A 26,001-nucleotide genomic window follows, 5' to 3' on the forward strand; every position below is an offset into this window, starting at 1 on the left:
GGAGAGGGCGATGCAATCAAATTATTTTCAGCAACTGACACAAGACTTAAAACAGCAGGGAACTGGCACACCGCAACTGATTCTGGATTTGGCGCAATATCGACATAATCTGGAGGTTGTGCAGTCGAAATTGCCTGCGCAGTTACAACCGCGCCTGGTGGTGAAATCCTTAGCCAGCATTCAGCTACTCAAACTGGCCAGTGAAAAACTAAATAGCCAGCGCTTTATGGTGTTTCATCTGCCGTATCTTTCCTGCATAAGTGCGTCATTTCCACAGGCCGATATCTTGCTGGGTAAACCGATGCCAATTCAGGCGGTAAAATCTTTTTATCAAACTTTATCTGAGCAAAATAAAATCAATGATCAAGCAAGTATCCAATGGTTGATTGATGATGTGGAACGATTAAAACAATATCTGCAACTCGCGCAAAGCTTGAATATCTGCCTGAATGTCAATATTGAAATTGATGTAGGACTGCATCGTGGCGGCGTGCAAACTCAGCAGCAATTTCTGGCTTTGCTTAAGCTGATTCAGCAACATGCAACCCATCTCAAATTAACCGGTTTAATGGGCTATGATGCCCATGTGGCCAAACTGCCGAAAATCTTAAAATCTGCGGAAAAAAGTTATCAACAATCGCAGCAATGGTATCAACATTACATCGACATCATTCGGCAGCAGTTTCCCAATTTATGGCACGAAAACCTGTGTTTTAATGGCGGTGGCAGTCCGACCTTTATGCAGCATTGCCAACACAGTGTCTGTAATGATCTGGCTTTTGGCTCGTTGCTGCTCAAGCCCGGCGATTTTGATCTGGCGAATCTGGCTGAACTGCAATGTGCACTCTGGATTGCCACACCGGTACTTAAAGTTTTGTGCTATAGCCAGTTACCTGGTCTGTAACTGCTGAATCATCTTCCGCATAAATATAAGGCGGTATTCATATACGGCGGTTATTGGCAGGCCAACTATATTTATCCAGAAAAAAGTAAGCTGCATAGTTTGTATGGACGCAGCAGTAATCAGGAAATGCTGCTGTTGCCAAAATCCTGTGAGATTGAGCGGGATGAATATGTATTTTTACGACCGACTCAAAGTGAAGCGGTGATTCCGCAATTTGCTCAGCTTTATGCCTATACTCAAGGCAAGTTCGAAGCATGGGATAACTTTAGAGAATAAAAAAAACAGTAATTTCTTGATTGATCTAAAGGCGAAGTAGTGACAAATAAATTCAAAATGCGCCAAATCGCGAATTTTCTAGGTGAAAAGGTTTAATCCTGTGGATAAGACGTGTAAAATTCGAGTCGATTTTTATTTATCCACCGTTTTTATCTTTTGAGGCTGTGCCTCGATCATAATCTCGCGGTGACATGCCCTATGGTACGGGGCATCACTCCTTAAGGATTTTTTATGCCAATTATCACTTTGCCAAATGGCGATCAAAAACAGTTTGATCAAGCCGTATCTGTGATGGACGTTGCACTGAGCATTGGTCCAGGTCTTGCGAAAAATACAGTTGCAGGTCGTGTCAACGACCGTTTGGTTGATGCGTCTGATCTCATCACTGAAGATGCAACCTTACAAATTATCACGCCTAAAGATGAAGATGGTATTCACATCATTCGTCACTCTTGCGCGCACTTGGTCGGCCATGCGGTTAAGCAATTGTTCCCAGAAGCAAAGATGGTCATTGGTCCGGTCATTGAAGAAGGCTTCTACTATGACATCTGGATGCCACGTCCATTCACTTTAGATGACATGGCTGCGATCGAAGAACGTATGAAAAAGCTCATCGATCAAGACTACGATGTCATCAAAAAAATGACACCGCGTGATGAAGTCATTGCAGAATTCACTGCGCGTGGCGAAGAATACAAATTGCGCTTGATTGCAGACATGCCTGAAGAAACGCAAATGGGCTTGTACTACCATCAGGATTATTTGGATATGTGCCGTGGTCCGCACGTACCAAACACTAAATTCCTTAAATCGTTCAAGCTGACTAAAATCTCGGGTGCTTACTGGCGCGGTGATGCGAAAAACGAACAGCTACAACGTATTTACGGTACTGCTTGGGCAGACAAAAAACAGCTTGCGGCTTATGTAAAACGTATTGAGGAAGCAGAAAAACGCGATCATCGTAAAATCGGTAAAGCGCTTGATTTGTTCCACATGCAGGAAGAAGCACCGGGTATGGTGTTCTGGCATCCGAACGGTTGGACCATTTATCAAGTGCTTGAACAATACATGCGTAAAGTTCAGCAAGACAATGGCTACGAAGAAATCCGCACACCGCAAGTGGTTGATTTCACGCTTTGGGAAAAATCAGGACATGCTGCCAACTATGCAGACAACATGTTCACCACGCATTCTGAAAACCGCAACTATGCGGTGAAGCCAATGAACTGTCCTTGTCACGTACAAGTCTTCAATCAAGGTTTGAAGTCATACCGTGATCTTCCTGTTCGTTTGGCAGAGTTCGGTTCATGTCATCGTAACGAACCATCAGGTTCATTGCACGGCATTATGCGTGTACGTGGCTTTACTCAGGATGATGCGCATATTTTCTGTACCAAAGAACAGATTGGTCCTGAAGTTGCAGACTTTATCAAATTGACACTGGATGTATACAAAGACTTTGGCTTCGAAGAAGTACAAATGAAGTTGTCGACGCGTCCTGAAAAACGTGTGGGTGATGACAAGCTTTGGGATATGGCAGAAAAATCTTTGGCAGATGCTTTGGATGCTGCAGGTCTTGAGTGGGAACTTCAACCAGGCGAAGGCGCATTCTACGGTCCGAAAATTGAATTCTCTCTGAAAGACTGCTTAGGTCGTGTCTGGCAGTGTGGTACCATTCAGTGTGACTTTAACTTGCCAGAACGTCTGGATGCGTCTTATGTCACTGAAGATAATGACCGCGATCAGCCAGTAATGTTACATCGTGCAATTCTTGGCAGCTTCGAGCGTTTTATTGGTATACTGATTGAACACTACGCAGGCTTCATGCCACCTTGGTTGGCACCAATGCAAGCGTGTGTGATGAACATTACCGATTCTCAAGCTGAGGCATGTGAGTCAGTCGTCGCAAAACTTAAAGAAAACGGTATCCGTGCAATTTCTGACTTGAGAAATGAGAAAATCGGCTTTAAGATTCGTGAACGTACATTAGAGCGTATTCCTTACTTACTGGTACTTGGGGACCGTGAAGTAGAGGAAGGTACCGTAAACGTGCGTACCCGCTCAGGAACAAATTTGGGTACTATGTCAATCGATGCTTTCGTTGACCTAGTAAAAGCAGCCGTAGCCGAACGCGGCCGGTACATTGTGGAGTAACAGCGATTAAACAGCCTGACCGTAATCAACAGGGCGGTAACAAATCAAACCGTCCTGCCTTGAATGATGAAATTCGTGCGAAAGAAGTCCGTCTTGTAGACGAAAATGGTGAGCAGAAAGGGATTGTAAGCTTAGCTGACGCCCTGCGCGCAGCAGAAAGTGTTGAGCTTGATCTTGTAGAGATCGTAGCAAACGCTGAGCCACCAGTATGTAAGATCATGGACTTCAACAAGCATTTGTTTGATCTTAAGCAAAAGCAGAAAGAAGCGAAGAAAAAACAACATCAAGTCCAGGTGAAAGAAATCAAGCTACGCCCGGGTACTGATGTTGGCGATTACAACGTAAAACTACGTGCAATCATCAAGTTCCTTGAAGAAGGTAACAAGGTGAAAATCACGCTTCGTTTCCGTGGTCGTGAAATGGCGCACCAACAGTTGGGTCTAGCTCAATTGCAAAAAATTGAAGCTGACGTGGCTGAATTCGGTACTGTTGAGCAGATGCCGAAAATGGAAGGGCGTCAAATGGGTATGCTACTTGGTCCTAAAAAGAAAAAGTAAGCACTCATTAAGCGAAAAAAGCCCTGCATATGCAGGGCTTTTTTTATTCTTTAAAATGTCCCGTCCTGAAATAAGTTTACACCTTAAGAGACTTATTTTATGGAACATAAACGAGAACAACGAGTTAAACGTACACAACGTGACTATAGCTTTGCCTTTAAAATGATGGTGGTACATGAAGTAGAAAAAGGGCAAATTACTTATAAGCAAGCTCAGGCAAAATATGGTATTCAAGGAAGATCAACTGTGCTGGTATGGTTACGCAAGCACGGACAACAGGACTGGACTTCGAATATGCCGACTTCTTCTAAACGCCAATTGACACCCCAACAACGAATCCGCCAATTAGAAAAGCAGTTAGCCGCAGAAAAGCTTAAAACTGAATTTATTCAGGATGTGATTTATCACATTGATAAAGAATGTGGGACTGATCTTGGAAAAAAGTATACCGAGCACGTTTCAAAGATTGGCAAAGCCAAAGAAGACTAAGCGTTTCACGTTATTGTCAGTGGTTGGGAATCACCCGACAAGCTTATTATCAAGCAGAAAAACGTGCTCAAATGACTGCACAAGCAACTGAACAAATACTTGAGTTGGTTATGGAATATCGCTGTCTCATGCCAAGTATCGGAACACGTAAGCTGTATTGGCTTATTAAAGGCAAATTGTTGCAACGTGGTTTAAAGTGTGGACGGGATCAGTTATTTAAAATATTGAAAGAAAATAACTTATTGATTCGCCCTAAGCGTCGCTATACAAAAACTACGGATAGCAAGCATTGGATGAAGAAGCATCCAAATTTATTAAAGGATTATTCAGCGGTGCAAGCCAATGAAGTCTTTGTTAGTGATATTACCTATGTTGAGAGTGCTGAAGGTGTGCATTATTTATCCTTGGTGACAGATGCTTATACCCGACAGATTAAAGGTTATAAGTTATCGAATGATATGCGTGCAGAGAATGTTGTGCAGGCACTACATATGGCGATGCAGCATGTGACAGATCGGGCAGCCAGGATGATTCACCATTCAGACAGAGGCTCTCAGTATTGCTCTGAGCTATATCAATCGGCATTGCGCCATTATGGGATATGTCCTTCCATGACAGATGGCAAGGACTGTTATCAGAATGCATTAGCAGAGCGAATTAATGGAATATTAAAGCAGGAGTTTTTAACCACGCGATGTCAAACCATGAAGGAGTTAGATCACTTAATTGCGGAATCTATCATGATTTACAATTGTTATAGACCGCATTTAAGTTTAAATATGAACACCCCGAATCAGATGTATGAGCAAACAAAAACCGAGCTAATTGCTTAACTCGGTTTGAAGTGGAATACTGTCAATCTATTTCAGGACAAGACAAAATTCCACGCGCTTTGTATGGCGTACATAATCTGTTGAGCTTGCTGGCGGGAAAACATCGACAGCTGAATCCGGAAAAATCCAAGACAAATTTGATTCATCAGACCGGGCTGGCACAATTTAAAATCCAAAGTGCCATCGCGTTGACTAATCACATGCGCTGGCATGTTATAGAGCCAGCGTTTGAGGTGCGCTTTGAGAGAATCATAGCGCGGATTCAGAAAACTATACTGTACGGAATGTCGTTTTAAGCACAGGCTGATGCGGAAACCGGCCAAAGTATAATAAATGGCTTGTGAGGTTATTTTGAGTTTGGTTCCCTGCATAAGCAGCGAAAGACCAAGAAAGCCGCCAATATAAATATAAAAGTCAGGAGACTCCTGCCATAAAAATAATAGTCCTTGGAAAAAACTGGAATTGCTACGCACACTGCTGAAATAAAAAATGCTGAATATTCCGACCGGATAACAAAACAGCAAATATCCCGTAGTGCGCATGATCGGGCTAGCTTGATGAAACAGGATGTTTTCTGGCACATTCATGGTTTATTTTTATGATCAGAAAGCGTATTGCCTTAATGAGCTTAGGTAATCTGTAGCCAAAAAGAAAGGCCCTTTCGGACCTTCCTTTGCGTACTTAATCAAGCTTATTCCACTGATTTTTCATCGTTTGCAATGAGCAGTTTATTGCCAATCGGGATTTGACGTGGCAATTTTTCTTCTGGAATAATGCGCTGCAAGTCGATGATCAATAAACCATTTTCATAGTCTGCCTGTTGTACCTCAATATATTCATCCAGACGTAAAGACAATTTAAATGCACGTCGCGCAATGCCTTTGTACAGGAATTCAATACTGTCATTGCTCTGGTTTTCAGGCTTGCCTAGGATGGTCAGCAACTTATTTTCCAGACGAATGTCGAGTTCTTCCTGACGAAAACCAGCAGTTGCCACCACGATGCGGTAATTATTCTCACCACGCTTTTCGATATTATACGGTGGGTAATTCGGTGCATCGCTTTGCATGGCATAGTCAATAAAGTCATTCAAGCGATCAAAGCCAATACTACGACGAAATAATGGATGAAGATTTAAGTTACTCATGATTAGAACCTTCTCACTAAAGCAAAGTTATAAAAACAAGAAAATAAGATCTGTCATGTCAGACATCAACAGCGCATAAGATTGACGCAATCCTTATGCAGAAATAAATATGTGTTTGGAGCTGAAATTTTCAAGATCAAAAAGAAAAAAATATATAAATTTTTAATAAGATTTTGATATTTATTGAAAAATAATTTTAAAATGCAGACTTGTTGTTTCTTTCTAAATCCTCTATGTTGAGTACATCGTCGCATAGTAAAAGTGCAGGGAGTATTAGAAGAAAATGATCGATTTATATTATTGGGGCACCCCCAACGGCCATAAAATTAGTATTGCTCTAGAAGAAATGGGGCTGGAATATCAAATTATTCCCATCAATATTCTGGAAAATGACCAGTTCCAGTCCGATTTTCTGGCTATTTCTCCCAATAATAAAATCCCGGCAATTGTTGATCAGGATGGGCCACATGGCCGCGCCATTTCAATTTTTGAGTCAGGTGCGATCTTGCAATATCTGGGTCGCAAAACAAGTCTGTTTTATCCAGCCGATGAAGTGAAGCGTATTCAGGTCGAACAGTGGCTGATGTGGCAAATGGGCGGTTTGGGGCCGATGCTCGGGCAAAATCATCACTTTAGCCGTTTTGCACCTGAGCGGATTGCTTATGCCACAGAGCGCTATGTCAATGAAAGCAAGCGTTTATATGGGGTGTTGAATAAACAGCTGGTCGGGCAGGAGTATGTGGCTGGCGAATACTCGATTGCAGATATGGCCATTTTCCCTTGGTTATTACGGCATGACTGGCAGCAGATCACTCTGGAAGACTATCCTGAAGTTTCCAAATATATCGATCGTTTGAATGCTCGTCCTGCGGTTCAGAAAGCGTTGGCAATACAGGTCAGTTAAGCGTCTGCCTTTATGTTAAAATAGCCTTAAGCAAATAAAGCCACCCTTACGGTGGTTTTTTATTGGATGGATATATGAACGATTTTCTTCTGAACTTTACCAAGATTGTTGAAAGTAATACCCGAATTTACTGGAGCATTCTTTTCGGCATTGCTGCATGTTTAGTGCTGTATGTTGCTGAAATTGTGCATATCGATCAGGTGATTGCTGCCCTAAATACCAAAGATCAGCAGATTTTACGTGCTGCAATTGCACCGCTCAATGAGCAGTATAAATGGGCGCGGATCATGGCGATGGTGACTGCAGTCGTTTGGTCCAGTTGGGAATATAGTAAAGCCAAGAAAAAAATGGGCTTGAGCCGTTAATGCTCTAATGAGCCTGTTTTTACTGTTTCTATCTGCCTTTGGTGCAGCGACCTTACTGCCTTTACAGTCTGAAGCTGTGCTACTGGGGCTTTTAGTGCAGGGTGAGCAGAGTGCGGTACTGTTAATTGCGGTGGCCAGTTTGGGGAATATACTGGGTTCTTGTGTGAACTGGTATCTGGGACTCAAGATTGAGCATTATAAAAATAAAAAGTGGTTTCCGGTTTCAGCAGATAAGATGCTCAAGGCGCAAAAGACCTATCAGAAATATGGTTACTGGTCTTTACTGCTGAGCTGGGTGCCTATCATTGGTGATCCGATTACCCTGATTGCGGGACTATTAAAAGAAAACCTCGTCCGTTTTCTGCTGATGGTCAGCATCGCTAAAATTGGACGTTATCTGTTTGTCTATGCGGCCTTTGCCATGTTCTAAACTTGAAAATAATTTTCCTGATCCAGTCTTGGATATTATTTCAGAGCGAAATCATTCTTTAAATTCGCTTATTGGGTGAAGATGCTTTTGTTTTAAACAAAGATGCTTTAGAATACTCGCTCCCTTACCTGCAGGTCGTTTTGTAATGGTGCAAACGAGCCGAACAGGTGTTCAAAAGAGGTTGTTATGCCTAAGATGAAAACTCGCCGTGGTGCAGCTAAACGCTTTAAAGCGACTGCTAACGGTTTTAAGCGTAAACAAGCGTTCAAACGCCACATTTTGACCAAAAAATCTGCTAAGCGTATTCGTCAATTGCGCGGCTGTGTAATGGTTCACGTAAGTGACGTTGCTTCAGTTCGTCGTATGTGCCCGTACATCTAAGGAGATTATAAATGGCTCGTGTAAAACGTGGTGTACAGGCTCATCGCCGTCACAAAAAAATTCTTGCTCGCGCTAAAGGTTACTATGGTGCTCGTTCACGCGTTTACCGCGTAGCGTTCCAGGCGGTAATCAAAGCTGGTCAATATGCTTACCGTGACCGTCGTCAGAAGAAACGTCAATTCCGCGCTTTGTGGATTGCACGTATCAACGCTGGTGCTCGTCAAAATGGTTTGTCGTACAGCCGTATGATCGCTGGCTTGAAAAAAGCTCAAGTGATTATCGACCGTCGCGTACTTGCTGACATCGCTATGCATGACGCAGTTGCGTTTGCTGCTTTAGCTTCTAAAGCTAAAGATGCATTGGCTGCATAAGTCTTTATGACTTGAAAAAAGACCGCCATTTGGTGGTCTTTTTTTATGCTTAAATAAAAGTAGTCATTTTAAATATTATTTAAAAATCAGTATTGTAAATCTTATATTTTTTAGTCATTGTGAAATTGCATAATCAAAAACAAGGCTTAAAAATAATGATTCGACTTGCCACCCAACACGATGTCTTGCCGATTGCCCAAGTGCATGTACAAAGCTGGCATGAAAGCTATCAAAATATCATTAAACCAGAGATTCTCGATAAGTTGAGTGTAGAACAAAGAGCCGCTTTGTGGCGTTCTGTGCTTGAACAGGAGAATCGACGGGTATTTGTCTATGAAGAAAATGCTCAAGTTTTGGGTTTTGCTGCTTTTAATTTTCCGGTAGATGCACCAATCAGTGAATTGAGAGCACTTTATTTGCTTCAAAATATTCAAGGTCGCGGCATTGGACGTGATTTGGTTCAATTGGGTCTGGGTTTAAGTCGAGAAAAATCCTACCAGCATATGCAATGCAGCGTATTGAACCTGAATTCCAGTCGTTATTTTTATGAAAAGACCGGCGCCTATTTTATCAGTGAAGAAGATGCCAGCGATCTCGGCGAGAATCTTAAAGACTTATGTTATCAGTGGGACATTTAATTTTTGAATACTCTGGGCAAGCTGGCTCAACGTAGAAAAATCTAAAACCTGGAAGAAGACGATGGAAAATAAATCAGCCCTTACATTGTATGGCTGATTTATCCTTTTATCTCAATATATCCATCGGTCAATTAAAAGAGCATTTCCGGGCGATCAGCAAATAACAGCTTTGGCTCATTCCGACAATGCTGAAATTTTCAGGCAGCTGCTTGACCTTAATTCCATCATAGGTTGGATGATAAAAACCCATCGCAAAAATCGTCAGCATTATTTCAAGCTGATGGCTGCGCCTGAGTATCAACATATCTAATGGATTCGGCTGAATTCTGCTAGGAAAATTCAAACTTTTCTGGCGGAACTTTAAAGCCCGAAATAGTAGCCAATCAGACAGATAATCACAGTGATTACAATTAAGGTCAGCACATTTGCAGACGAACTGGATTTGCCTGGGTCCTGAGGTTTTTCTGCTTTAGAAATTTTTGGTGAACGATCTTCAGTACTCATACCGACAAATGGGTCAGGTGCAACTTTAGGTGTTAGCTGTGCAGTTTTATAGTGGTTGGCGACTTTGCTGATGAATTTAGCACTTAAATCATCAATTTTTTGCGAAAAATGTCGCAGATTGAGTTGCTGTTCCGGGCTGAGTACTTCGCCATCTGCACGATAGGGATGTTGGATTTTAGTTTGAATAAAGTCATTTAAGGCATCTAGGCGGTACAAAGTCTGGTGAGCATAATCCGCTGAATAGTCAGTGGGAATTAAGGCCAAATGACTTTCGCTATCGACCTGAATGGCAGGCATGGTGCCGTAATAAGGCAAATTGGTATACGCCGGTTCAGTAAAATCTTGGGCAAGGCTACTTTCAAACAGTTCATGATCGGTATAGGCCTGAATATCATCCCAGTTTGGGGCTTCCAGATCGACATCAATGCGCTTGGCCAGTTTAGGATTCAGCTCATAACACCAGAATGTTTCATGGCGTAAAGGAGATTGCTGTGATTTAGGCGCTTCGTAATCATTGTCTGCGCTGTACCATTCAGGCAGTTCCTTGCCAATGATCCAGGCGGTTTTGGCTTTGGCACCATGACTGACAATAAAATGTGCCAGTGGCAGTAGCTCGACATTGGCATTCGGATTTTTCTCATCAACCAGTAAATCAGAGCGATGTAAGCTAAGGCGACGCACGCCTTGTTTTTTTAGCCCTTCCAGCCAGATCTGGAAATGCTGGGCCAACAGATGTTGTGACATCAGATCCCGAAAGGCAAACTGATGCTGATTAAAAATGGAATGTTGAATCCAACGATTGAAACTCAGGTCCTGAGTCAAATACTCATTGCCGTAAGTGACCAGGGTCAGCTGCTGTTTCCAAATTTGATCGAGTGCCATAGTGATTTGATCTGATTGATATTGTGTTTATCTTATACTTTTTATATTTAATCATGCCAATCTAATTTTCCTTAAAACGCATCTTCATCAAAGTGTCTAAAAACTGTTAGAATGTGGGGTTTTTAAAATATTTTTTAACCTGTTGCTTTGAGAGTTACTATGTCACTGGAAGCCCTGACCACTGAAGCGCTCGCTGCGATTGCAGCAGCTCAAGACCTTGCTGCACTTGATCAAGTACGAGTGCAATTTACGGGGAAAAAAAGCCAGCTCGCGGAACAATCTAAGTCGCTTGGTAAAATGGATCCTGAAGAACGTAAAGTCTTCGGCGCACAAATCCATGCTGTACGTGAAACCATTACCGCTGCATTGACATCACGTCAGGCAGAACTGCATAAAGCTGCCTTAGAACAAAAACTGGCAAGCGAAACCATTGATATTACTTTACCAGGCCGTGGCCAACAGGTGGGCAGTATCCATCCAGTGACCCAGGTGCAAGAGCGTATTTGCCAGTTCTTTACCAAGGCAGGTTTTACGGTTGCAACAGGTCCTGAAGTTGAAGATGATTATCACAACTTTGAAGCACTGAACATTCCGGGGCATCACCCGGCGCGTGCCATGCACGATACTTTCTATTTCGATGTGAACCATTTGTTGCGTACGCATACGTCTGGTGTGCAGATTCGTACCATGGAAGCACAGCAGCCACCAATCCAGATCGTGTGTCCGGGCCGTGTTTACCGTTGTGATTCGGATCAAACTCACTCGCCGATGTTCCATCAGATCGAAGGTTTATACGTGGCTGAAAATACCAGCTTTGCGGAACTGAAAGGTTTGCTGATTAACCTGCTGAACGAATTTTTCGAAAAAGATTTGAAAGTACGTTTCCGTCCATCTTATTTCCCGTTCACCGAGCCGAGTGCGGAAGTGGATATTATGGATGAACGCGGTCGCTGGTTAGAAGTATTGGGCTGCGGTATGGTGCATCCGAATGTGCTGCAAGCTGCTGGCATTGATCCTGAAAAATACAAAGGCTTTGCTTTTGGTCTGGGTGTTGAACGTTTTGCAATGCTTCGTTATGGCGTGAATGACTTACGTATGTTCTTCCAAAACGATGTGCGTTTCTTACGCCAGTTTGCTTAAAACAAATTTATACCTCTCCCTAACCTCTCCTGAACGGAGAGGGGTGTCTAGATGTGACATAGGGTTTTCCCTCTTTGGAAGAAAGTGGGAGTGAGAGGGGATTCTAGAGATTTGAATTACAGGTTTTATATCAATGAAAATTAGCGAAAATTGGCTACGCACATGGGTCAACCCAGCCATCGATAGCGATAAACTTTCTGATCAATTGACCATGTTAGGTCTTGAAGTTGATGAGCTTGCACCAGCAGCAAAACCCTTTACTGGTGTAGTGGTGGGGGAAGTTCTGACTGTAGAACAGCATCCTGATGCAGATCGCTTGCGTGTGACTACTGTCAATATCGGTTCAGGTGAGCCACTGCAAATTGTATGTGGCGCGCCAAACGTACGTGCCGGCATGAAAGCGCCAGTTGCGACCATTGGTGCAGTACTTCCGGGTGATTTCAAAATCAAGAAAGGCAAGCTTCGTGGTGTCGAGTCACAAGGCATGCTGTGCGGCGCTTCAGAAATCGATTTGGAAGATAAAATCGATGGTCTGTTAGAGCTGCCTGCAGATGCACCAGTAGGTATGAACATCCGTGAATATCTGGATCTTGATGATAACGTGATTGACATCAGCATCACACCAAACCGTGGTGACTGTTTCAGTATTCGCGGGATCGCACGTGAAATTGGTGTGATTAACCAGCTTCCGGTGACTGCGCCTGAAATTAAAGAAGTTACTGCAACTATTAGCCACGAAAAGAAAGTCGTTGTGTCAACTGAAGGCTGCCCACGTTACTTAGGTCGTGTGATCAAGAACGTCAATACCAAGGCTGTGACTCCTGTATGGATGGAGCGTGCATTGGCACGTTCAGGTATCCGTCAGCACAGCATTCTGGTCGATATTACCAACTATGTATTAATCGAGCTTGGTCAACCGCTACACGCATTTGATGGTGGTAAAGTGCAAGGTGCGGTACATGTACGTCAAGCGACGGAAGCTGAAAGGTTAGTTTTGCTCAATGAACAAGAAGTTGAACTCAACGAGAAAGTGATGGTGATTGCAGATGATGAAAAAGCATTGGCGATTGCCGGTATTATGGGTGGCTTGTCTTCAGCAGTCAGCGATGCAACCACTGAAATTTTCCTGGAATCAGCATTCTTCGCACCATTACATATTGCCGGTCGTGCGCGTAGCTTTGGTTTACATACTGATGCTTCTCAGCGTTATGAACGTGGTGTCGATTTCGAATTGCCAATGCTTGCCATGCATCGTGCATCACAATTGATTGCGGAACTTGCGGGCGGTGAGTTTGGTCCAATTACAGTTGCCGAAAATGCAGCGCTACTGCCAACACGCGATGCAATTGAGTTGAATCAAGCCCAAGTCGATCAACTGCTAGGTTATAGTGTTGACTCAGCGTTCATTACTGATGCTTTAACCCGTTTAGGTTGTGAAGTTACAGTAAAAGCAGAAGGTGAGTGGTCTGTAGTGCCGCCATCATATCGTTATGATATGGTGATTTACCAAGACTTGATTGAAGAAGTCGCTCGTATTCATGGCTATGACAATATTCAAATCAGTTTGCCTGTGATTGATGTGAAGCTGGCCAAATACCAAGATCAATTTGAATTGGGTCAACTCCGTCAAACCGCGGTAACTTTGGGTTACCAAGAGGCAATCAGTTTTAGTTTTGCAGACTTAAAACTTGAAAAGCAACTTAATTCTCATGTGAAACCTTTAGCATTAGCCAATCCAATTTCAAGTGATTTGGCGGTGATGCGTTCAACCTTGCTATCTAGTCTGATTCCTTGTGTTCAGTACAATGTCAACCGTCAGCAAAGCCGTGTACGTTTCTTCGAGCTCGGTCTGCGTTTCGACTATCAAGAAGCGAACAGTATTCATGATTTAAAACAGATTCCAACTTTTGCCCTGATTGCAACGGGTTCACGTACCCCTGAGTCTTGGCATGGCAAGGCACAGCCAATGGACTTCTTTGACTTTAAGGGCGATATAGAGGAAATTCTGGCTGCTGGTCGTGTCAAAGTGGAATATGTCCGTTCAGAGCGTAGCTGGTTGCATCCAGGACAATCCGCAGAGATTCTCGTGAATGGTCAATCAATTGGTTACTTTGGCCGTTTACATCCTTCACTTGAAGACGAACTTGATCTGGCAACCACATGGGTAGCAGAATTGGATCAAACGGCTGTTTTGCAAACTTATGTATCTAATTTTACAGAATTATCACGTTTTCCATCGGTTCGACGTGATATTGCGCTTTTAATTAGTGATAAGATTAATGTTAGCGAAATTCAGGGACTTATCGAAAAAACAGGCGGAGAGCTTTTAGACTCAACTTGGTTGTTCGATGTGTACACTGGACAAGGAGTAGAAGAAGGGAAACGCTCACTGGCATTTGCACTTCTCTGGCAGCATCCAAGCCGTACACTGGAAGATGCTGAAATTAAATCAGGTATGGATAATATCCTTCAAGTGTTAGAAAACACTTACCAAGCGACATTGAGGGCTTCATGACAGCACTAACTAAAGCAGAAATGGCTGATCATTTAAGTGAGCTCACGAGTTTAAACCGTCGTGAAGCAAAACAAATGGTTGAGTTGTTCTTCGATGAGATTAGCCAGGCGCTCATCTCAGGCGAGCAAGTAAAACTTTCGGGTTTTGGTAATTTCGAGTTGCGTGATAAGCGTCAACGTCCGGGCCGTAACCCGAAAACGGGTGAAGAGATTCCGATTTCTGCACGCCGCGTGGTCACCTTCCGTGCGGGACAGAAGTTCCGTCAACGTGTGGGAAATGAGCAGGTCAACTGATCTGCTTTTTTTAAAACCTGAAGTCACAGATTATTTGAATTTCAGTGTTTAAAATAAAAAAAAGAGAGCCAATGGCTCTCTTTTTTTGTACTGAATAATCTAGAAGATTATTGAGCAGCAGCTTCAGAAGCAGCAGTAGCATCAGCAGCAGCGTCAACAGCAACAGCAGCAGCAGCGTCAGCTTCAGCAACAGCAGCAGTTTCAGAAGCAGCAACTTCAGAAGTAGCTTCTACAGCAGCAGCGTCAGCAGCAGCTTCAGCTTCAGAAGCAGCTTCTACAGCTTCAGATGCAGCTTGGTTAGCGTCAGCAGCAGCGTCGTCAGCTTTTTTAGCACAACCAACGAAAGCTAGAGTAGTAGCAACTGCAGCAGCAATAGCGATTTTTTTGAATAACATGGCATCACTCTCTAAAAATTGAGATTAAAAAAAACCAAAGTTAGTCTGTTAAGTGCTTTTATTGTTCCTAATTGTGTTAGGGACTAACAACGCAGGAGCAGTCTAACTGGTCTGCAAATATGCTATCACTGCGCATTTTTAATTGCTACTGGCAATGATCAAAAAAGTACGGAAAAACGATAAAAAATAAGAAGTTTTTAACAGAAAATAACAATGGAATGAAACATTTAGATTGGAGAAAGGCTTGTTAAACACTTAAAAGTTATACAATTTTTAATCTGAATATTTTATTAATCAAAAACTTAAAAATAAGTTTACATAAATCAGGCTTGATTGTTTCATTCTGTAATTTATGTCAACCTAAAAAAGGCCACCGCTTAGGTGACCTTTCATTTGAAATTTTAATTTGAAGCTTTGCGTTTCATCTGATCAAAGAAATCATCATTGGTTTTGGTTTCTTTCATGCGATCCAGTAAGAATTCCATTGCCGCCAACTCATCTTGAGTATGCAACAGCTTGCGCAGAATCCAGACTTTACGCAGATTGTCTTCCGACATCAGGCGTTCTTCACGGCGAGTACCAGATTTCTTGATGTTCATTGCAGGGAATACGCGTTTTTCAGCAATACGACGATCAAGGGTAATTTCCTGGTTACCTGTACCTTTGAATTCTTCGTAAATCACTTCATCCATTTTACTACCAGTTTCAATCAGGGCAGTAGAAATGATGGTCAGTGAACCGCCTTCTTCGATATTACGTGCAGCACCAAAGAAACGTTTAGGACGTTCTAAGGCATGCGCATCCACACCACCAGTCAGTACTTTGCCTGATGAAGGGATCACGGTGTTATAGGCACGTGCCAGACGGGTAATCGAGTCAAGCAGAATCACCACATCTTTCTTGTGCTCAACCAGACGTTTTGCTTTTTCAATCACCATTTCAGCAACTTGAACGTGACGTGCAGGAGATTCATCAAAGGTAGAAGCCACGACTTCACCGCGAACCGTACGTTCCATCTCGGTCACTTCTTCTGGACGTTCATCAATCAGGAGAACGATCAGAATAACTTCAGGATTATTGCGAACGATGGACTGTGCAATGCTTTGCAGCAGCATGGTTTTACCCGCTTTCGGCGGAGCCACAATAATTGAACGCTGGCCTTTACCAATCGGGGCCACTAGGTCGATCACACGGGTGGTTAAATCTTCAGTGGTACCATTGCCTAACTCCATCACCAACTGTTCGGTCGGGAATAATGGGGTCAAGTTTTCAAACAGAATCTTGTTACGTGAATTTTCAGGTGTGTCGTAGTTAATCTGATTGACTTTAAGTAAAGCAAAATAACGTTCGCCTTCTTTCGGCGGGCGAATGGTGCCAGTAATGGTGTCGCCAGTACGGAGGTTAAAACGACGAATTTGAGAAGGGCTGACATAGATATCGTCAGGACCTGCTAAATAAGAACCTGCGGCTGAGCGTAAAAAGCCAAAACCATCTGACAAAATTTCTAGAACGCCATCACCAAAAATCTCTTCGCCATTCATTGCATGACGTTTTAAGATGGCAAAAATAATGTCTTGCTTACGGTTACGAGCCATACCTTCGAGGCCCATAAACTCGGCAATCTTGATGAGTTCGCCAATCGGTTTTTTCTTGAGTTCGGTTAAATTCATAGGTGGTCAGATAGAATCAAAGTTCTGAGGTACAGGTTAGAAAGGGAGTAACATTCGGCCGCATACCAGCATTCAAACGAAAGCAATTGAATTTGCAAAAGAACAATTCATAGATCTGTTTGAGTGTTTCAAAGAAAAATGTGGAAAACAATTTCTATTGCCGAGCGGCATCTTATGTAATGTGTCTTGTAAGAAATTGACAGGATTTAGGATCCTTTATCTCTTGAGTAGCGAATATAAGAGATAATGCCAGGTTTGTCAATTTATAGCCGAAAAAAATACGCGAGCATGAGTCGCGTATTTTTTACTAAAAATGCTGTGCTTAGATATTGTCATCAATAAATGCAGTCAGTTTAGATTTTGGTGCAGCACCGACTTGAGTCGCAACAACTTCACCATTTTTGAACATCAACAAAGCCGGGATGTTACGGATGTTGAAATTCACAGCAGTTTGTTCGCAAGAAGTTACATCAACTTTCACGATTTTAACTTTGCCTTGGTATTCATCAGCAAGCACTTCAAGTACGGGTGCAATTGCTTTACATGGTGCACACCAGCCTGCCCAAAAGTCCACCAGTACAGGAACGTCTGATTGAAGAACGTCTGCTTCGAAGTTTGCGTCAGTAGTGTTTACGATGTTGCCAGACATGGAATGTGCTCCAGATTAATATTTTAAAGATAACTAATTATTAGTATTACATAGCCATCTTTAACAATGTAGGGGAATCTGTAAATTTTCAATGCTTAATGTTATTTTGTCTAATGGATGATCACGATAGTGATGATCGTGTCTCACTATTATTCCCGATACAAAAAGAATAAGGCATTAAATTGTCGCCACAAATGGCTTTTAAATTGCATGCATGTGAATTACTCTAAGCACAATTCGTTAAAGGTTTATTTCTGGAATGTCTGACTTTTTGATTGATGAAGAATTACTTGCCGCCATCGATATGGGATCAAACAGCTTTCATTTGGCCATCGCCCGTGTAGATCATGGCGAAGTGAAGAAAGTGGCATCAATGTCAGAAAAAGTTCAGCTTGCCGCAGGACTAGATGAAAATAAGAATTTAACCGAAGCCGCCCAGCAACGCGGTTTGGCCTGTCTGGCCCGTTTTGTCGGACGTTTAGGTGCCGTTCAGCCGAACCGCTTGCGGATCGTGGCGACGAATGCTTTACGTCAAGCCAAAAATGGTCATGAATTTATCCAGAAAGCTGCAGAAATTTTACCGAAACCGATCGAAATTATCGCGGGTCGTGAAGAAGCCCGTCTGATTTATCTGGGGGTATCGCATACCATGGCCAACAGTGGTCGTCGTCTGGTGGTTGATATCGGTGGCGGTTCAACCGAGCTGATTATCGGTGAAGAATTCGAGCCGATTCATACCGAATCAGTACAAATGGGCTGTGTAGCATTTACCAAAGCTTATTTTCAGGATGGGGAAATCAGTGCCAAAGCTTTTGATAAAGCGGTCACTGCGGCGCGTAAAGAAATTTCCGGAATTGCCAATACTTATAAAGAAGCCGGTTGGGATGCTGTTGTCGGCTCGAGTGGTACTATTAAAGCCTGCCGCCAGATTTGCGTTAATATGGGCTGGAGCAATGATCGCGAACAGTTGACGCGTGAAGGCCTGGAAAAGCTCAAAGATAAACTGCTTAAATATAAATATGTCTCGGACATGGAATTCGAAGGTCTGAAAGATGACCGTCGTGCCGTCTTACCTGCTGGTATTGCCATTCTCTATGCAGTTTTTGATGTGCTGGGAATTGATCATTTGGTCTATTCTGATGGTGCACTGCGTGAAGGCGTAATGTATGACTTGCTTGGCCGTTTCAAGCACGAAGATATCCGTGATCGTTCCGTACATGCCTTGATTGGTCGATATAATGCCGATGCCAAGCAGGCTGAACGTGTGGTTCAGACCGCACAGAAACTGTTTAATGACGTGGCCAGTGAACTCGGTTTGAGTATTGAAGATAGTGACCTGTTACGTCGTGCTGCCTATCTGCATGAGATTGGTTTGGCCATCAGTCACAGTGGCTATCATCGTCATGGTGCTTATTTATTACAACACTCGGATATTGCCGGTTTCTCGCAGGTTGATCAAAATCATTTGTCACATTTGGTCGCGCACCATCGTCGTAAATTGCGCGCTGATGCCAAGATTGATGTGATGAAAGTCGGTGGATCTAAACTTTTATGGTTATGTTTGCTGCTTCGTCTGTCGGTTTTGGTCAATCACAGTCGTAGCGATGAGATGCTTCCTGCCATTGAACTCAAGGTTGAAAATGCGCAACAATGGCAACTCAGCGTGTCTGGTGATGCCAAGCAATGGCCATTGCTGGTCGCTGAACTGCACGATGAACAGCAGCAATTTAAAAATTGGGAGATTGAACTCTCGATTCAATCCGAACAGTTTGTTAATTAATACCTTTATAGGGATGAAAACGGTTAACCTATGAAAAATAAAGCAACTCCATCAAAAGCATGGGCGACAGTGCAGATTGCACGTCATCCAGAACGTCCACAATTCCTGGACTATGTGGGTGAAATATTCACTGAATTTGATGCTTTACATGGTGACCGCCTATATGGTGATGATGGTGCGATGATCGGTGGTCTGGCTCGTTTTGATGGTCAACCGGTGATGATCGTCGGTCAGCATCGTGGTCGTAGTACCCGTGAAAAATTACAGCATAATTTCGGCATGAGTAACCCGGAAGGCTATCGTAAGGCACAGCGTCTGCTCGATATGGCAGAGCGTTTCAACCTGCCAGTCTTCACCTTTATTGATACTATGGGTGCTTATCCGGGTGTCGGTGCAGAAGAACGTGGTCAGGCTGAAGCGATTGCCACCAGTCTGGCTCAGCTTTCTAACTTGAAAGTACCTGTGATTGCAACTGTACTGGGTGAAGGCGGTTCAGGGGGTGCGCTGGGTATTGGGGTGGCAGACCGTGTGGTGATGCTCTCTCACAGTATTTATTCGGTGATTTCACCCGAAGGCTGTGCCTCAATTCTATGGAAAACCGCTGAAAAAGCTGAACAGGCCAGTGAAGCCTTGGCTCTGACTGCAGAAAAATTGCAGAAAATGGGTATTGTAGAATATGTGGTGGATGAAGGTGAGGGTGCTCATTTAAATCCGGATCAGGTCATGAACAGCTTGAAAGCAGTGCTGAAAGAAGCTTTGAATGAACTGCAACCAATGGAAGCGCAAGCACGATGCGAAGCACGTTACCAACGTTTAATGAAGTTTGGCAGCGACAATTTAGGTCTGGTTTCTTAAAACAGCTGCAGGACTTTCCTGCAGAGACAAAATTTCTCATCGGATGCAGTGGCGGCGTAGATTCTATGCTGTTGCTGCATCTGATGTTTTTTTTATGCCCGGAAAAAGTTCGGGCGATTTATATCGATCATCAGTTACAAGCACTCAGCGCGGATTGGGGTGAATTCGTTGCGGATCAATGTCAGCAACTGGATATTCCCTGCACCATTCAGCCAGTCAATGTCGCCAGTGGTAATCTGGAACAGCAAGCCCGCAATTCACGTTATCAGGCCTATCGGCAACATTTGCAAGCGGATGAAATTTTGGTGTTAGCGCATCATCAGCAGGATCAGGCGGAAACCCTGATGCTGCGTCTATTGTCTGGGGCCGGCGTGGATGGTTTGGCAGCCATGAAACAGATCGATGTACGTGAAAATCTCACGATTTGGCGGCCATTGCTGGATATTTCCCGTGAGCAAATTTGCCAATGGGCATCAGAGCTGAATGTTCAGAATATTGAAGATCCGACCAATGCTGATACCCATTATGACCGAGCTTGGGCACGCCAGACCCTGTGGCCGGTATTAAGCCAACGCTATCCTAAAATGCAAGCTGCCTTGGTGCGAACCAGTGAGTTAATGCAGGATGCTCAAGACATTTTACAAGAAGTGCTGCAACAGGATTTAGCGTCTTGTGGGACTGAAACGCAGCTCGACCTTGGTAAACTTCTACAGCTTTCAAAATCACGACAACGTCAATTACTCTCTGCCTGGATGAAAGGTGCGGGACAGTATCGTCCATCCTTAGATATGGTGGAACGTTTGCAACGCGAAGTCATTCATGCCAAGCAAGATGCTCAGGCGGCATTGCATTCGCAAGGCTTTTACTATGTACGCTATCAGCAGCAATTATATCGTTTGACCGCAGAGGTCTATTTAGCCGAGCAGCAACAGGTTCAAACTAGCCCGAAAACTATAAAATTCGCTTTAAAAGACAGCGTGCAGGTTTTGTCAGGAAAATTTATCATCGCACCTGCCCAGCTAGGTTTATCTCCTGCATTATTGCAGCAACCTTTGCATTTGCAGCAGCGGCAAGGTGGCGAAAAAATTCATTTATATGGCCGTGTCGGTACCTGGCCGCTGAAAAAAGCCATTCAGGAAGCGCAAATATTTCCCTGGGCTCGGCATACTATTCAAATATTAAGCGCAGATAATGTTATGCTAGGCGTGTTTACCCCTAAAGGATTTTGGTTGGCTCAATCTGCATATTGTGAAGCAGGTGGATGGCTGCCGATGTCGGTTTCTTCAACTTTAGAACTCAACGATGAGCATTGAACATGAGTGCAGCTTTAAATTGTAATATCTGTTTTATTGGTGGCGGTAATATGGCCCAAGCCTTAATTGGCGGTCTGATTTCACGTGGTTTGCCAGCAACACGTATTACAGTTTCTGATCCGGTCGAAAAAGTCCGTGCTTTATTGGCGGAAAAAGAAATTAATGTGACCGGGGATAATAGCGCTGCAATTCAGGATGCAGATATTGTTGTGCTGGCGGTAAAACCTCAGGTTTTGGCTCAAGTGCTGCAACCTTTAAAAGGTCTGGTTAATAATAAACTGATTATTTCCATTGTTGCCGGTGCAGAAATTGCCACATTGTCAGCATTGTTGGGGACAGAGCGTATTGTCCGGGTCATGCCGAATACGCCAGCATTGGTACAGACCGGGGCACATGGTTTATATGCCAATGCATTTGTGGAAACCAGTGACCGTGAGTTGGCCAGTCAGGTTTTGGCATCAACTGGATTAACCATTTGGGTCGACTCAGAAGCACAAATTGATGCAGTCACTGCAGTCTCGGGTTCGGGGCCAGCTTACTTTTTCTATATGATGGAAAGTATGATTCGTGCGGGTAAAAATTTAGGTCTGGATGAAAAAGTTGCAACCGCACTGACTTTGCAGACCGCTTTAGGCGCGGCGCAAATGGCGATTACCAGCTCGAATACGCCGGCTGAGTTACGTAAAAATGTGACTTCTCCAAATGGGACTACACAGGCGGCACTTGAAGTCTTTGACCGCGCGCAAATTTCTCAGAATATTCAGGCAGCACTTGCTGCTGCGCAAAAACGCAGTCAGGAACTAGCTCAAGAGCTCAGTGAAAGCAGCAAATCTTCAGTTTAATTTTTAGGAAAGTTCAAGTATGGGTGCAAATTCTGCGCTAATTTTTGGCATTATCATTAACGTCGCGATTTTGCTCGTATTCTTCCGATTTTTAATGCAACTGGCAGCCGTCAGTCCCTACAATCCTGTGGTTCTTTCTACTGTGAAAGCCACTAAAATTGTAGATGTATTCGGGCGTATTTTCCCTACGATGGGCAAAGGGCGGGTTAATACTGCGGCACTGGCACTTTTGGTAGTGCTGTATTTGCTGAAAATTTTCGGCATGATGTATCTGTCTGGTGGCATGCCGAATGGTCCTGTGCATTTGCTCATTCTGACTTTTGTCACCATGATGCAGGATTTGATCCGTTTCTGTCGTTACTTGATTTTCGCTACCATTATTTTAAGCTGGGTGGTGATGTTTACCCAATCCCGTTCACCTTATATTGAAGTAGTTCAGGAACTTGCCGAGCCATTGCTGGCACCTTTCCGCCGGATTATGCCGAATATGGGCATGATTGACCTGTCTCCAATCCTGGCAATTCTGGCCTTGATTGTGATTGAAATGATCATGAACCAGGTGGCAATTGTATTGTTAACGGGTTTTTAATCTGAATGAAAAGAAAAGGACGCTGAGGCGTCCTTTTTATTTGCTCCTCCCTTTAGATAAGGGAGATTGGAAGGGATTTGTTAAACTTCCCAAACCGTGAACAAGTTTTAATCGCAGTACAAGAAGAAGATGGGATATTAACCTCTCCCTAACCCTCTCCTGGAAGGAGAGGGAACTTGGATACTCTGAACCAGTAATGCTGCTGATTTCCTAAAAATAGAAAAATATGCGTTCGAAACTTGATAGCAGAAAAGATTTTAATATCGCTGCCTGTAGATGAGGATTATAAATTAAAATCCCCTCCATCCCCTTGCGGAATATATTCCTCACCTCCTATAAGGAAGATGGGGTTAAAGGCACATTAATGCGCCTCATCCCAGTTTTTACCTTTACCCACTTCTACCACCAATGGTACAGAAATCTGCAGTACCGATTGCATCACTTCAGCCAGTTTAGGTGCCAGTTCATCGGCAATGTCTTCATCGACTTCAAATACCAGTTCATCGTGAACTTGCAGCAGCATTTTGGCCTGATCTTTTGGCAACATCTTATCAACTTCAATCATCGCCATTTTAATGATATCTGCAGCAGAACCTTGTAACGGGGCATTAATCGCAGCACGCTCCGCCGCTTTACGCACCATCATATTACGGGCATCAATATCTGGGGTATATAAACGGCGTCCGAGTAGGGTTTCAACAAAACCTTGTTCTAATGCAACCTGACGGGTACGTTGCATATAGTCATAAATGCCCGGATAACGATGGAAATACTGCTTGATATAATCCTGTGATTCCTGACGGGTAAAACCTAGCTGACGGATCAGACCAAACTCGGACATGCCGTAAAGTAGGCCGAAGTTGACGGCCTTGGCCTGACGACGCTGGTCATTGGTGACATCTTCCAAGGCAATGCCCAAAACTTCCGCAGCAGTACGGCGGTGTACATCCTGACCGTGAATAAAGGCATCTAGCAAGGCTTCATCCTGAGATAAATGAGCCATGAGACGCAATTCAATTTGTGAGTAATCGGCTGCCAGCAAAACACGACCTTCCGGTGCCACAAACGCCTTGCGGATTTGACGGCCAATTTCGGCACGAATCGGAATATTCTGTAGGTTTGGATCAGTCGATGATAAACGGCCAGTTGCAGTCAATGCCTGGTGGTAACTGGTATGCACACGGTGGGTATCAGGATTAGCCTGTTTGCATAAGCCATCGGTATAAGTGCTTTTCAGCTTGGACAAACCACGATATTCCAGAATCAGCTGGGCAATCGGATGTTCAATTTTTTCCAGTACACTTTCACTGGTACTGTATTGTCCGGTGGTGGTTTTTTTACCGCCTTTTAGCCCCAACTTTTCAAATAACACTTCACCGACCTGTTTAGGTGAGCTGACATTAAAGCTTTCATCGGCAATTTCCATGATCTGGTTTTCCAGATTGTGCATGGTATTGGAAAATTCGCCCCCAAGCTGATCCAGAAAAGCCAGATCCAGTTCGATGCCGTTTTCTTCCATTTGCGTCAGTACACGTGCGACCGGAACTTCAATATTATGCAGAATATTCACCAGTTCAGGATGTGCCTGTAATTTGCTGCTCAAGACTTCATAAAGACGATAAGTAACATGTGCATCTTCTGCAGCATAATGCGCTGCAGTTTCAAGTGGAATCTGGTTGAAGGTCTTCTGTTTGGCGCCTTTACCGGCCACCTGTTCATAAGTCGTGGTCAGATGACTCAAATACAGACGGGCCACATCATCCATGCCATGACGGGTTGCGACAGAATTCAGGACATAGGAAGCCAGCATGGTGTCGAAATACCAGCCTGCCAGATGAATGCCATGATTTTCCAGGACATGTGTATCATATTTCAGATGATGACCAATTTTCTTTACAGACTCATCTTCCAGAATTGGTTTGATCTGCGCCAAAATTACTTCACGATTCAGCTGCTCCGGTGCGCCTTCATAATCATGTGCCAAGGGAACATAATAGGCATCCTGGGCATCGAAGGCGACCGAGAAACCGACAATCTGTGCAATACGATAATCCAAACTGGTGGTTTCGGTATCAAAGGCAAAACGTTTTTCGGTACTTAGGCGCTCAAACAGTGTGTCCCAGTCCTGCTGGCTTAATACTGTGTGGTAGGTCGCTTGACCTAGCTGGTCATCACTGCTGGTTACAGACGCATGGTCTTCCAGAGGTTCTGGTGCTGTAACCGCTTTGGCGTTAATAGATTTTGCCGCCTGCTGGTAATTTGAATTATTCGGGTTGTTCGGGTGATCTAAGGACTGCAGCTGGTTACGGAATTCCAGCTCGGTGTACAAATGACGTAAGGTCTCGACATTCGGCTCACCCAGTTTTAAATCGTCATAACCAAAGTTAAGATCCAGATCGATGACAATACTGGCCAGTTGATGGTCCAGTGCAATGCCATCGACATGTTCTTTAATATTTTGACCTACTTTGCCTTTGATCTTGTCGACATTTTCTAAAATGCCACCAATCGAGCCATATTCAGTGAGCAGTTTTGCTGCAGTTTTGGCACCTACACCTGGCACGCCCATGATGCCATCTGATGCATCGCCCATCAGGGTCAGATAGTCAATAATCTGATTCGGCCAGACCCCAAACTTTTCAAACACCCCGTCGACATCCAGCGGTTTTTCTTTAAAGCTGTCTTCCAGGGTAACTTTTTCGGTCACCAGTTGTGCCATATCTTTATCGCCCGTAGAGATCAGTACCTGATGTCCCATCGCCTCGGCACGTTTGGCCAGTGTTCCGATAATGTCATCGGCTTCGGCACCCGGTAAGGTATGTAGGGGAATGCCCAAAGCGCGGATCAAGGCATGCAGATAAGGAATCTGTTCGGATAATTCCGTTGGCATGCTGGGACGATCACCTTTATAAATCGGTGACAGCTCATGCCGGAAGGTCGGTTCTGGGGTATCAAAAATTACCGCCATATGGGTCGGTTGGGTCCGGCGCATCAGTTTTTGAATAGCAGAAATCGCACCACGAATTGCATTGGTATGTAAACCGGTTGACGTGGTTAATGGTGGCAGTGCGTGAAAGGCACGAAATAAAAAGTAAGAGCCATCGACCAAGACAAATGGTGGCATG

24 protein-coding genes and 1 pseudogene are annotated in these 26,001 nt (G+C 43.8%); 18 read left to right on the forward strand and 7 right to left on the reverse strand.

Annotated elements, in window-relative coordinates; all coding sequences use genetic code 11:
* Positions 1-10: 10 nt before the first annotated feature.
* The 4 genes and pseudogenes from I6L24_RS06605 (at position 11) to I6L24_RS06620 (ending at position 5,213) form a co-directional block, all read left to right on the forward strand.
* Positions 11-1,180: pseudogene (locus tag I6L24_RS06605) on the forward strand (alanine racemase).
* 231 nt (positions 1,181-1,411) lie between these two features.
* On the forward strand, positions 1,412-3,334 hold the full coding sequence (thrS, locus tag I6L24_RS06610; protein WP_216986549.1) for a threonine--tRNA ligase: 1,923 nt from the start codon (positions 1,412-1,414) through the stop codon (positions 3,332-3,334).
* A gap of 5 nt (positions 3,335-3,339) precedes the next feature.
* Positions 3,340-3,891 carry a translation initiation factor IF-3 gene (gene infC, locus I6L24_RS06615; RefSeq protein WP_071850398.1) on the forward strand — a complete coding sequence of 184 codons (552 nt, stop codon included), beginning with the start codon at positions 3,340-3,342 and terminating at the stop codon, positions 3,889-3,891.
* 99 nt (positions 3,892-3,990) lie between these two features.
* Positions 3,991-5,213 (forward strand): IS3 family transposase gene (locus I6L24_RS06620; RefSeq protein ID WP_148335412.1). Its coding sequence is split into 2 segments (ribosomal slippage): positions 3,991-4,327 and positions 4,327-5,213, totalling 1,224 coding nucleotides; the frame shifts between segments, so codons are not numbered across the junction.
* A 32-nt stretch (positions 5,214-5,245) separates the two neighbouring features.
* Here I6L24_RS06620 and I6L24_RS06625 read toward each other — a convergent pair.
* Both I6L24_RS06625 and I6L24_RS06630 read right to left on the reverse strand, forming a co-directional pair.
* Positions 5,246-5,800 (reverse strand): hypothetical protein, encoded by a 555-nt coding sequence (locus tag I6L24_RS06625; protein WP_216986550.1) that lies wholly within the window; start codon positions 5,798-5,800, stop codon positions 5,246-5,248.
* 104 nt (positions 5,801-5,904) lie between these two features.
* The gene (locus tag I6L24_RS06630; RefSeq protein WP_004732955.1) at positions 5,905-6,360 is read right to left on the reverse strand and encodes an Hsp20 family protein; all 456 of its coding nucleotides are present in this window, start codon (positions 6,358-6,360) and stop codon (positions 5,905-5,907) included.
* Positions 6,361-6,643: 283 nt separating this feature from the next.
* Between I6L24_RS06630 and I6L24_RS06635 the strand changes: the two genes are divergently transcribed.
* From I6L24_RS06635 to I6L24_RS06660, 6 genes are all read left to right on the forward strand, one after another.
* Positions 6,644-7,264, forward strand: coding sequence for a glutathione S-transferase family protein (locus tag I6L24_RS06635; protein ID WP_004732952.1), 621 nt, complete (start codon positions 6,644-6,646; stop codon positions 7,262-7,264).
* Between the two features lie 74 nt (positions 7,265-7,338).
* Positions 7,339-7,629, forward strand: a complete 291-nt coding sequence (locus I6L24_RS06640) for a hypothetical protein (protein ID WP_004647523.1) — start codon at positions 7,339-7,341, stop codon at positions 7,627-7,629.
* A gap of 7 nt (positions 7,630-7,636) precedes the next feature.
* Positions 7,637-8,059 carry a YqaA family protein gene (locus tag I6L24_RS06645; RefSeq protein ID WP_216986551.1) on the forward strand — a complete coding sequence of 141 codons (423 nt, stop codon included), beginning with the start codon at positions 7,637-7,639 and terminating at the stop codon, positions 8,057-8,059.
* 186 nt (positions 8,060-8,245) lie between these two features.
* A complete protein-coding gene (gene rpmI, locus I6L24_RS06650) occupies positions 8,246-8,440 on the forward strand; it encodes a 50S ribosomal protein L35 (protein ID WP_004278281.1) in 195 nt (64 codons plus the stop codon).
* Positions 8,441-8,451: 11 nt separating this feature from the next.
* Entirely contained in the window at positions 8,452-8,811 is a 360-nt protein-coding gene (gene rplT, locus I6L24_RS06655; RefSeq protein ID WP_004647525.1) for a 50S ribosomal protein L20, read from the forward strand.
* A 155-nt stretch (positions 8,812-8,966) separates the two neighbouring features.
* Entirely contained in the window at positions 8,967-9,449 is a 483-nt protein-coding gene (locus tag I6L24_RS06660; protein ID WP_004647526.1) for a GNAT family N-acetyltransferase, read from the forward strand.
* Positions 9,450-9,809: 360 nt separating this feature from the next.
* On the opposite strand, the gene I6L24_RS06665 is transcribed toward I6L24_RS06660, so the two are convergent.
* Positions 9,810-10,835 (reverse strand): hypothetical protein, encoded by a 1,026-nt coding sequence (locus I6L24_RS06665; RefSeq protein WP_004647528.1) that lies wholly within the window; start codon positions 10,833-10,835, stop codon positions 9,810-9,812.
* 159 nt (positions 10,836-10,994) lie between these two features.
* Between I6L24_RS06665 and pheS the strand changes: the two genes are divergently transcribed.
* The 3 genes from pheS (at position 10,995) to I6L24_RS06680 (ending at position 14,783) form a co-directional block, all read left to right on the forward strand.
* Complete coding sequence (pheS, locus tag I6L24_RS06670) at positions 10,995-11,975, forward strand: phenylalanine--tRNA ligase subunit alpha (protein WP_216986552.1); 981 nt, start codon at positions 10,995-10,997, stop codon at positions 11,973-11,975.
* Between the two features lie 133 nt (positions 11,976-12,108).
* Entirely contained in the window at positions 12,109-14,490 is a 2,382-nt protein-coding gene (gene pheT / locus I6L24_RS06675; RefSeq protein WP_153566423.1) for a phenylalanine--tRNA ligase subunit beta, read from the forward strand.
* Positions 14,487-14,783, forward strand: a complete 297-nt coding sequence (locus tag I6L24_RS06680; RefSeq protein WP_004278269.1) for an integration host factor subunit alpha — start codon at positions 14,487-14,489, stop codon at positions 14,781-14,783. The genes pheT and I6L24_RS06680 overlap by 4 nt, the downstream gene beginning before the upstream one ends.
* A 107-nt stretch (positions 14,784-14,890) precedes the next feature.
* Here the strand turns inward: I6L24_RS06680 and I6L24_RS06685 are convergent, their stop codons facing one another.
* The 3 genes from I6L24_RS06685 to trxA all read right to left on the reverse strand — a co-directional run bounded on the left by I6L24_RS06685 (position 14,891) and on the right by trxA (position 17,497).
* Positions 14,891-15,178, reverse strand: a complete 288-nt coding sequence (locus tag I6L24_RS06685; protein ID WP_004647530.1) for a hypothetical protein — start codon at positions 15,176-15,178, stop codon at positions 14,891-14,893.
* Positions 15,179-15,579: 401 nt separating this feature from the next.
* Positions 15,580-16,848, reverse strand: coding sequence for a transcription termination factor Rho (gene rho / locus I6L24_RS06690; protein WP_004278267.1), 1,269 nt, complete (start codon positions 16,846-16,848; stop codon positions 15,580-15,582).
* A 322-nt stretch (positions 16,849-17,170) separates the two neighbouring features.
* The gene (gene trxA / locus I6L24_RS06695; protein WP_004278266.1) at positions 17,171-17,497 is read right to left on the reverse strand and encodes a thioredoxin; all 327 of its coding nucleotides are present in this window, start codon (positions 17,495-17,497) and stop codon (positions 17,171-17,173) included.
* A gap of 259 nt (positions 17,498-17,756) precedes the next feature.
* Here trxA and ppx point away from each other — a divergent pair, with 259 nt between their 5' ends.
* The 5 genes from ppx to I6L24_RS06720 are packed head-to-tail and all read left to right on the forward strand — an operon-like array spanning position 17,757 to position 22,876.
* Positions 17,757-19,277 (forward strand): exopolyphosphatase, encoded by a 1,521-nt coding sequence (gene ppx, locus I6L24_RS06700; RefSeq protein ID WP_216986553.1) that lies wholly within the window; start codon positions 17,757-17,759, stop codon positions 19,275-19,277.
* 30 nt (positions 19,278-19,307) lie between these two features.
* Positions 19,308-20,132: an acetyl-CoA carboxylase carboxyltransferase subunit alpha gene (locus I6L24_RS06705; protein ID WP_004278263.1), complete on the forward strand. Its 825-nt coding sequence runs from the start codon at positions 19,308-19,310 to the stop codon at positions 20,130-20,132.
* Complete coding sequence (gene tilS / locus I6L24_RS06710) at positions 20,069-21,445, forward strand: tRNA lysidine(34) synthetase TilS (RefSeq protein WP_216986554.1); 1,377 nt, start codon at positions 20,069-20,071, stop codon at positions 21,443-21,445. Before I6L24_RS06705 ends, tilS begins: the two co-directional genes overlap by 64 nt.
* A 2-nt stretch (positions 21,446-21,447) precedes the next feature.
* Positions 21,448-22,287 (forward strand): pyrroline-5-carboxylate reductase, encoded by an 840-nt coding sequence (proC, locus tag I6L24_RS06715; RefSeq protein ID WP_004647533.1) that lies wholly within the window; start codon positions 21,448-21,450, stop codon positions 22,285-22,287.
* 19 nt (positions 22,288-22,306) lie between these two features.
* Positions 22,307-22,876 carry a YggT family protein gene (locus tag I6L24_RS06720; protein ID WP_064094707.1) on the forward strand — a complete coding sequence of 190 codons (570 nt, stop codon included), beginning with the start codon at positions 22,307-22,309 and terminating at the stop codon, positions 22,874-22,876.
* 361 nt (positions 22,877-23,237) lie between these two features.
* On the opposite strand, the gene polA is transcribed toward I6L24_RS06720, so the two are convergent.
* Positions 23,238-26,000, reverse strand: coding sequence for a DNA polymerase I (gene polA, locus I6L24_RS06725; protein WP_216986555.1), 2,763 nt, complete (start codon positions 25,998-26,000; stop codon positions 23,238-23,240).
* Position 26,001: the final 1 nt, after the last annotated feature.

The sequence above is a fragment of the Acinetobacter lwoffii genome (assembly GCF_019048525.1).
Classification (GTDB): domain Bacteria; phylum Pseudomonadota; class Gammaproteobacteria; order Pseudomonadales; family Moraxellaceae; genus Acinetobacter; species Acinetobacter lwoffii_K.

Bases quoted from the DNA above. Each gene is read 5' to 3' on its own strand.
- polA (WP_216986555.1), bottom strand. From the start codon at position 26,000: ATGCCACCATTTGTCTTGGTCGATGGCTCTTACTTTTTATTTCGTGCC.
- I6L24_RS06660 (WP_004647526.1), top strand. From the start codon at position 8,967: ATGATTCGACTTGCCACCCAACACGATGTCTTGCCGATTGCCCAAGTG.
- I6L24_RS06685 (WP_004647530.1), bottom strand. From the start codon at position 15,178: ATGTTATTCAAAAAAATCGCTATTGCTGCTGCAGTTGCTACTACTCTA.
- rho (WP_004278267.1), bottom strand. From the start codon at position 16,848: ATGAATTTAACCGAACTCAAGAAAAAACCGATTGGCGAACTCATCAAG.
- tilS (WP_216986554.1), top strand. From the start codon at position 20,069: ATGCGAAGCACGTTACCAACGTTTAATGAAGTTTGGCAGCGACAATTT.
- pheT (WP_153566423.1), top strand. From the start codon at position 12,109: ATGAAAATTAGCGAAAATTGGCTACGCACATGGGTCAACCCAGCCATC.
- I6L24_RS06635 (WP_004732952.1), top strand. From the start codon at position 6,644: ATGATCGATTTATATTATTGGGGCACCCCCAACGGCCATAAAATTAGT.
- I6L24_RS06625 (WP_216986550.1), bottom strand. From the start codon at position 5,800: ATGAATGTGCCAGAAAACATCCTGTTTCATCAAGCTAGCCCGATCATG.
- I6L24_RS06705 (WP_004278263.1), top strand. From the start codon at position 19,308: ATGAAAAATAAAGCAACTCCATCAAAAGCATGGGCGACAGTGCAGATT.
- proC (WP_004647533.1), top strand. From the start codon at position 21,448: ATGAGTGCAGCTTTAAATTGTAATATCTGTTTTATTGGTGGCGGTAAT.
- trxA (WP_004278266.1), bottom strand. From the start codon at position 17,497: ATGTCTGGCAACATCGTAAACACTACTGACGCAAACTTCGAAGCAGAC.
- I6L24_RS06630 (WP_004732955.1), bottom strand. From the start codon at position 6,360: ATGAGTAACTTAAATCTTCATCCATTATTTCGTCGTAGTATTGGCTTT.
- I6L24_RS06665 (WP_004647528.1), bottom strand. From the start codon at position 10,835: ATGGCACTCGATCAAATTTGGAAACAGCAGCTGACCCTGGTCACTTAC.
- thrS (WP_216986549.1), top strand. From the start codon at position 1,412: ATGCCAATTATCACTTTGCCAAATGGCGATCAAAAACAGTTTGATCAA.
- I6L24_RS06680 (WP_004278269.1), top strand. From the start codon at position 14,487: ATGACAGCACTAACTAAAGCAGAAATGGCTGATCATTTAAGTGAGCTC.
- ppx (WP_216986553.1), top strand. From the start codon at position 17,757: ATGTCTGACTTTTTGATTGATGAAGAATTACTTGCCGCCATCGATATG.
- rplT (WP_004647525.1), top strand. From the start codon at position 8,452: ATGGCTCGTGTAAAACGTGGTGTACAGGCTCATCGCCGTCACAAAAAA.
- I6L24_RS06645 (WP_216986551.1), top strand. From the start codon at position 7,637: ATGAGCCTGTTTTTACTGTTTCTATCTGCCTTTGGTGCAGCGACCTTA.
- pheS (WP_216986552.1), top strand. From the start codon at position 10,995: ATGTCACTGGAAGCCCTGACCACTGAAGCGCTCGCTGCGATTGCAGCA.
- rpmI (WP_004278281.1), top strand. From the start codon at position 8,246: ATGCCTAAGATGAAAACTCGCCGTGGTGCAGCTAAACGCTTTAAAGCG.
- I6L24_RS06720 (WP_064094707.1), top strand. From the start codon at position 22,307: ATGGGTGCAAATTCTGCGCTAATTTTTGGCATTATCATTAACGTCGCG.
- I6L24_RS06640 (WP_004647523.1), top strand. From the start codon at position 7,339: ATGAACGATTTTCTTCTGAACTTTACCAAGATTGTTGAAAGTAATACC.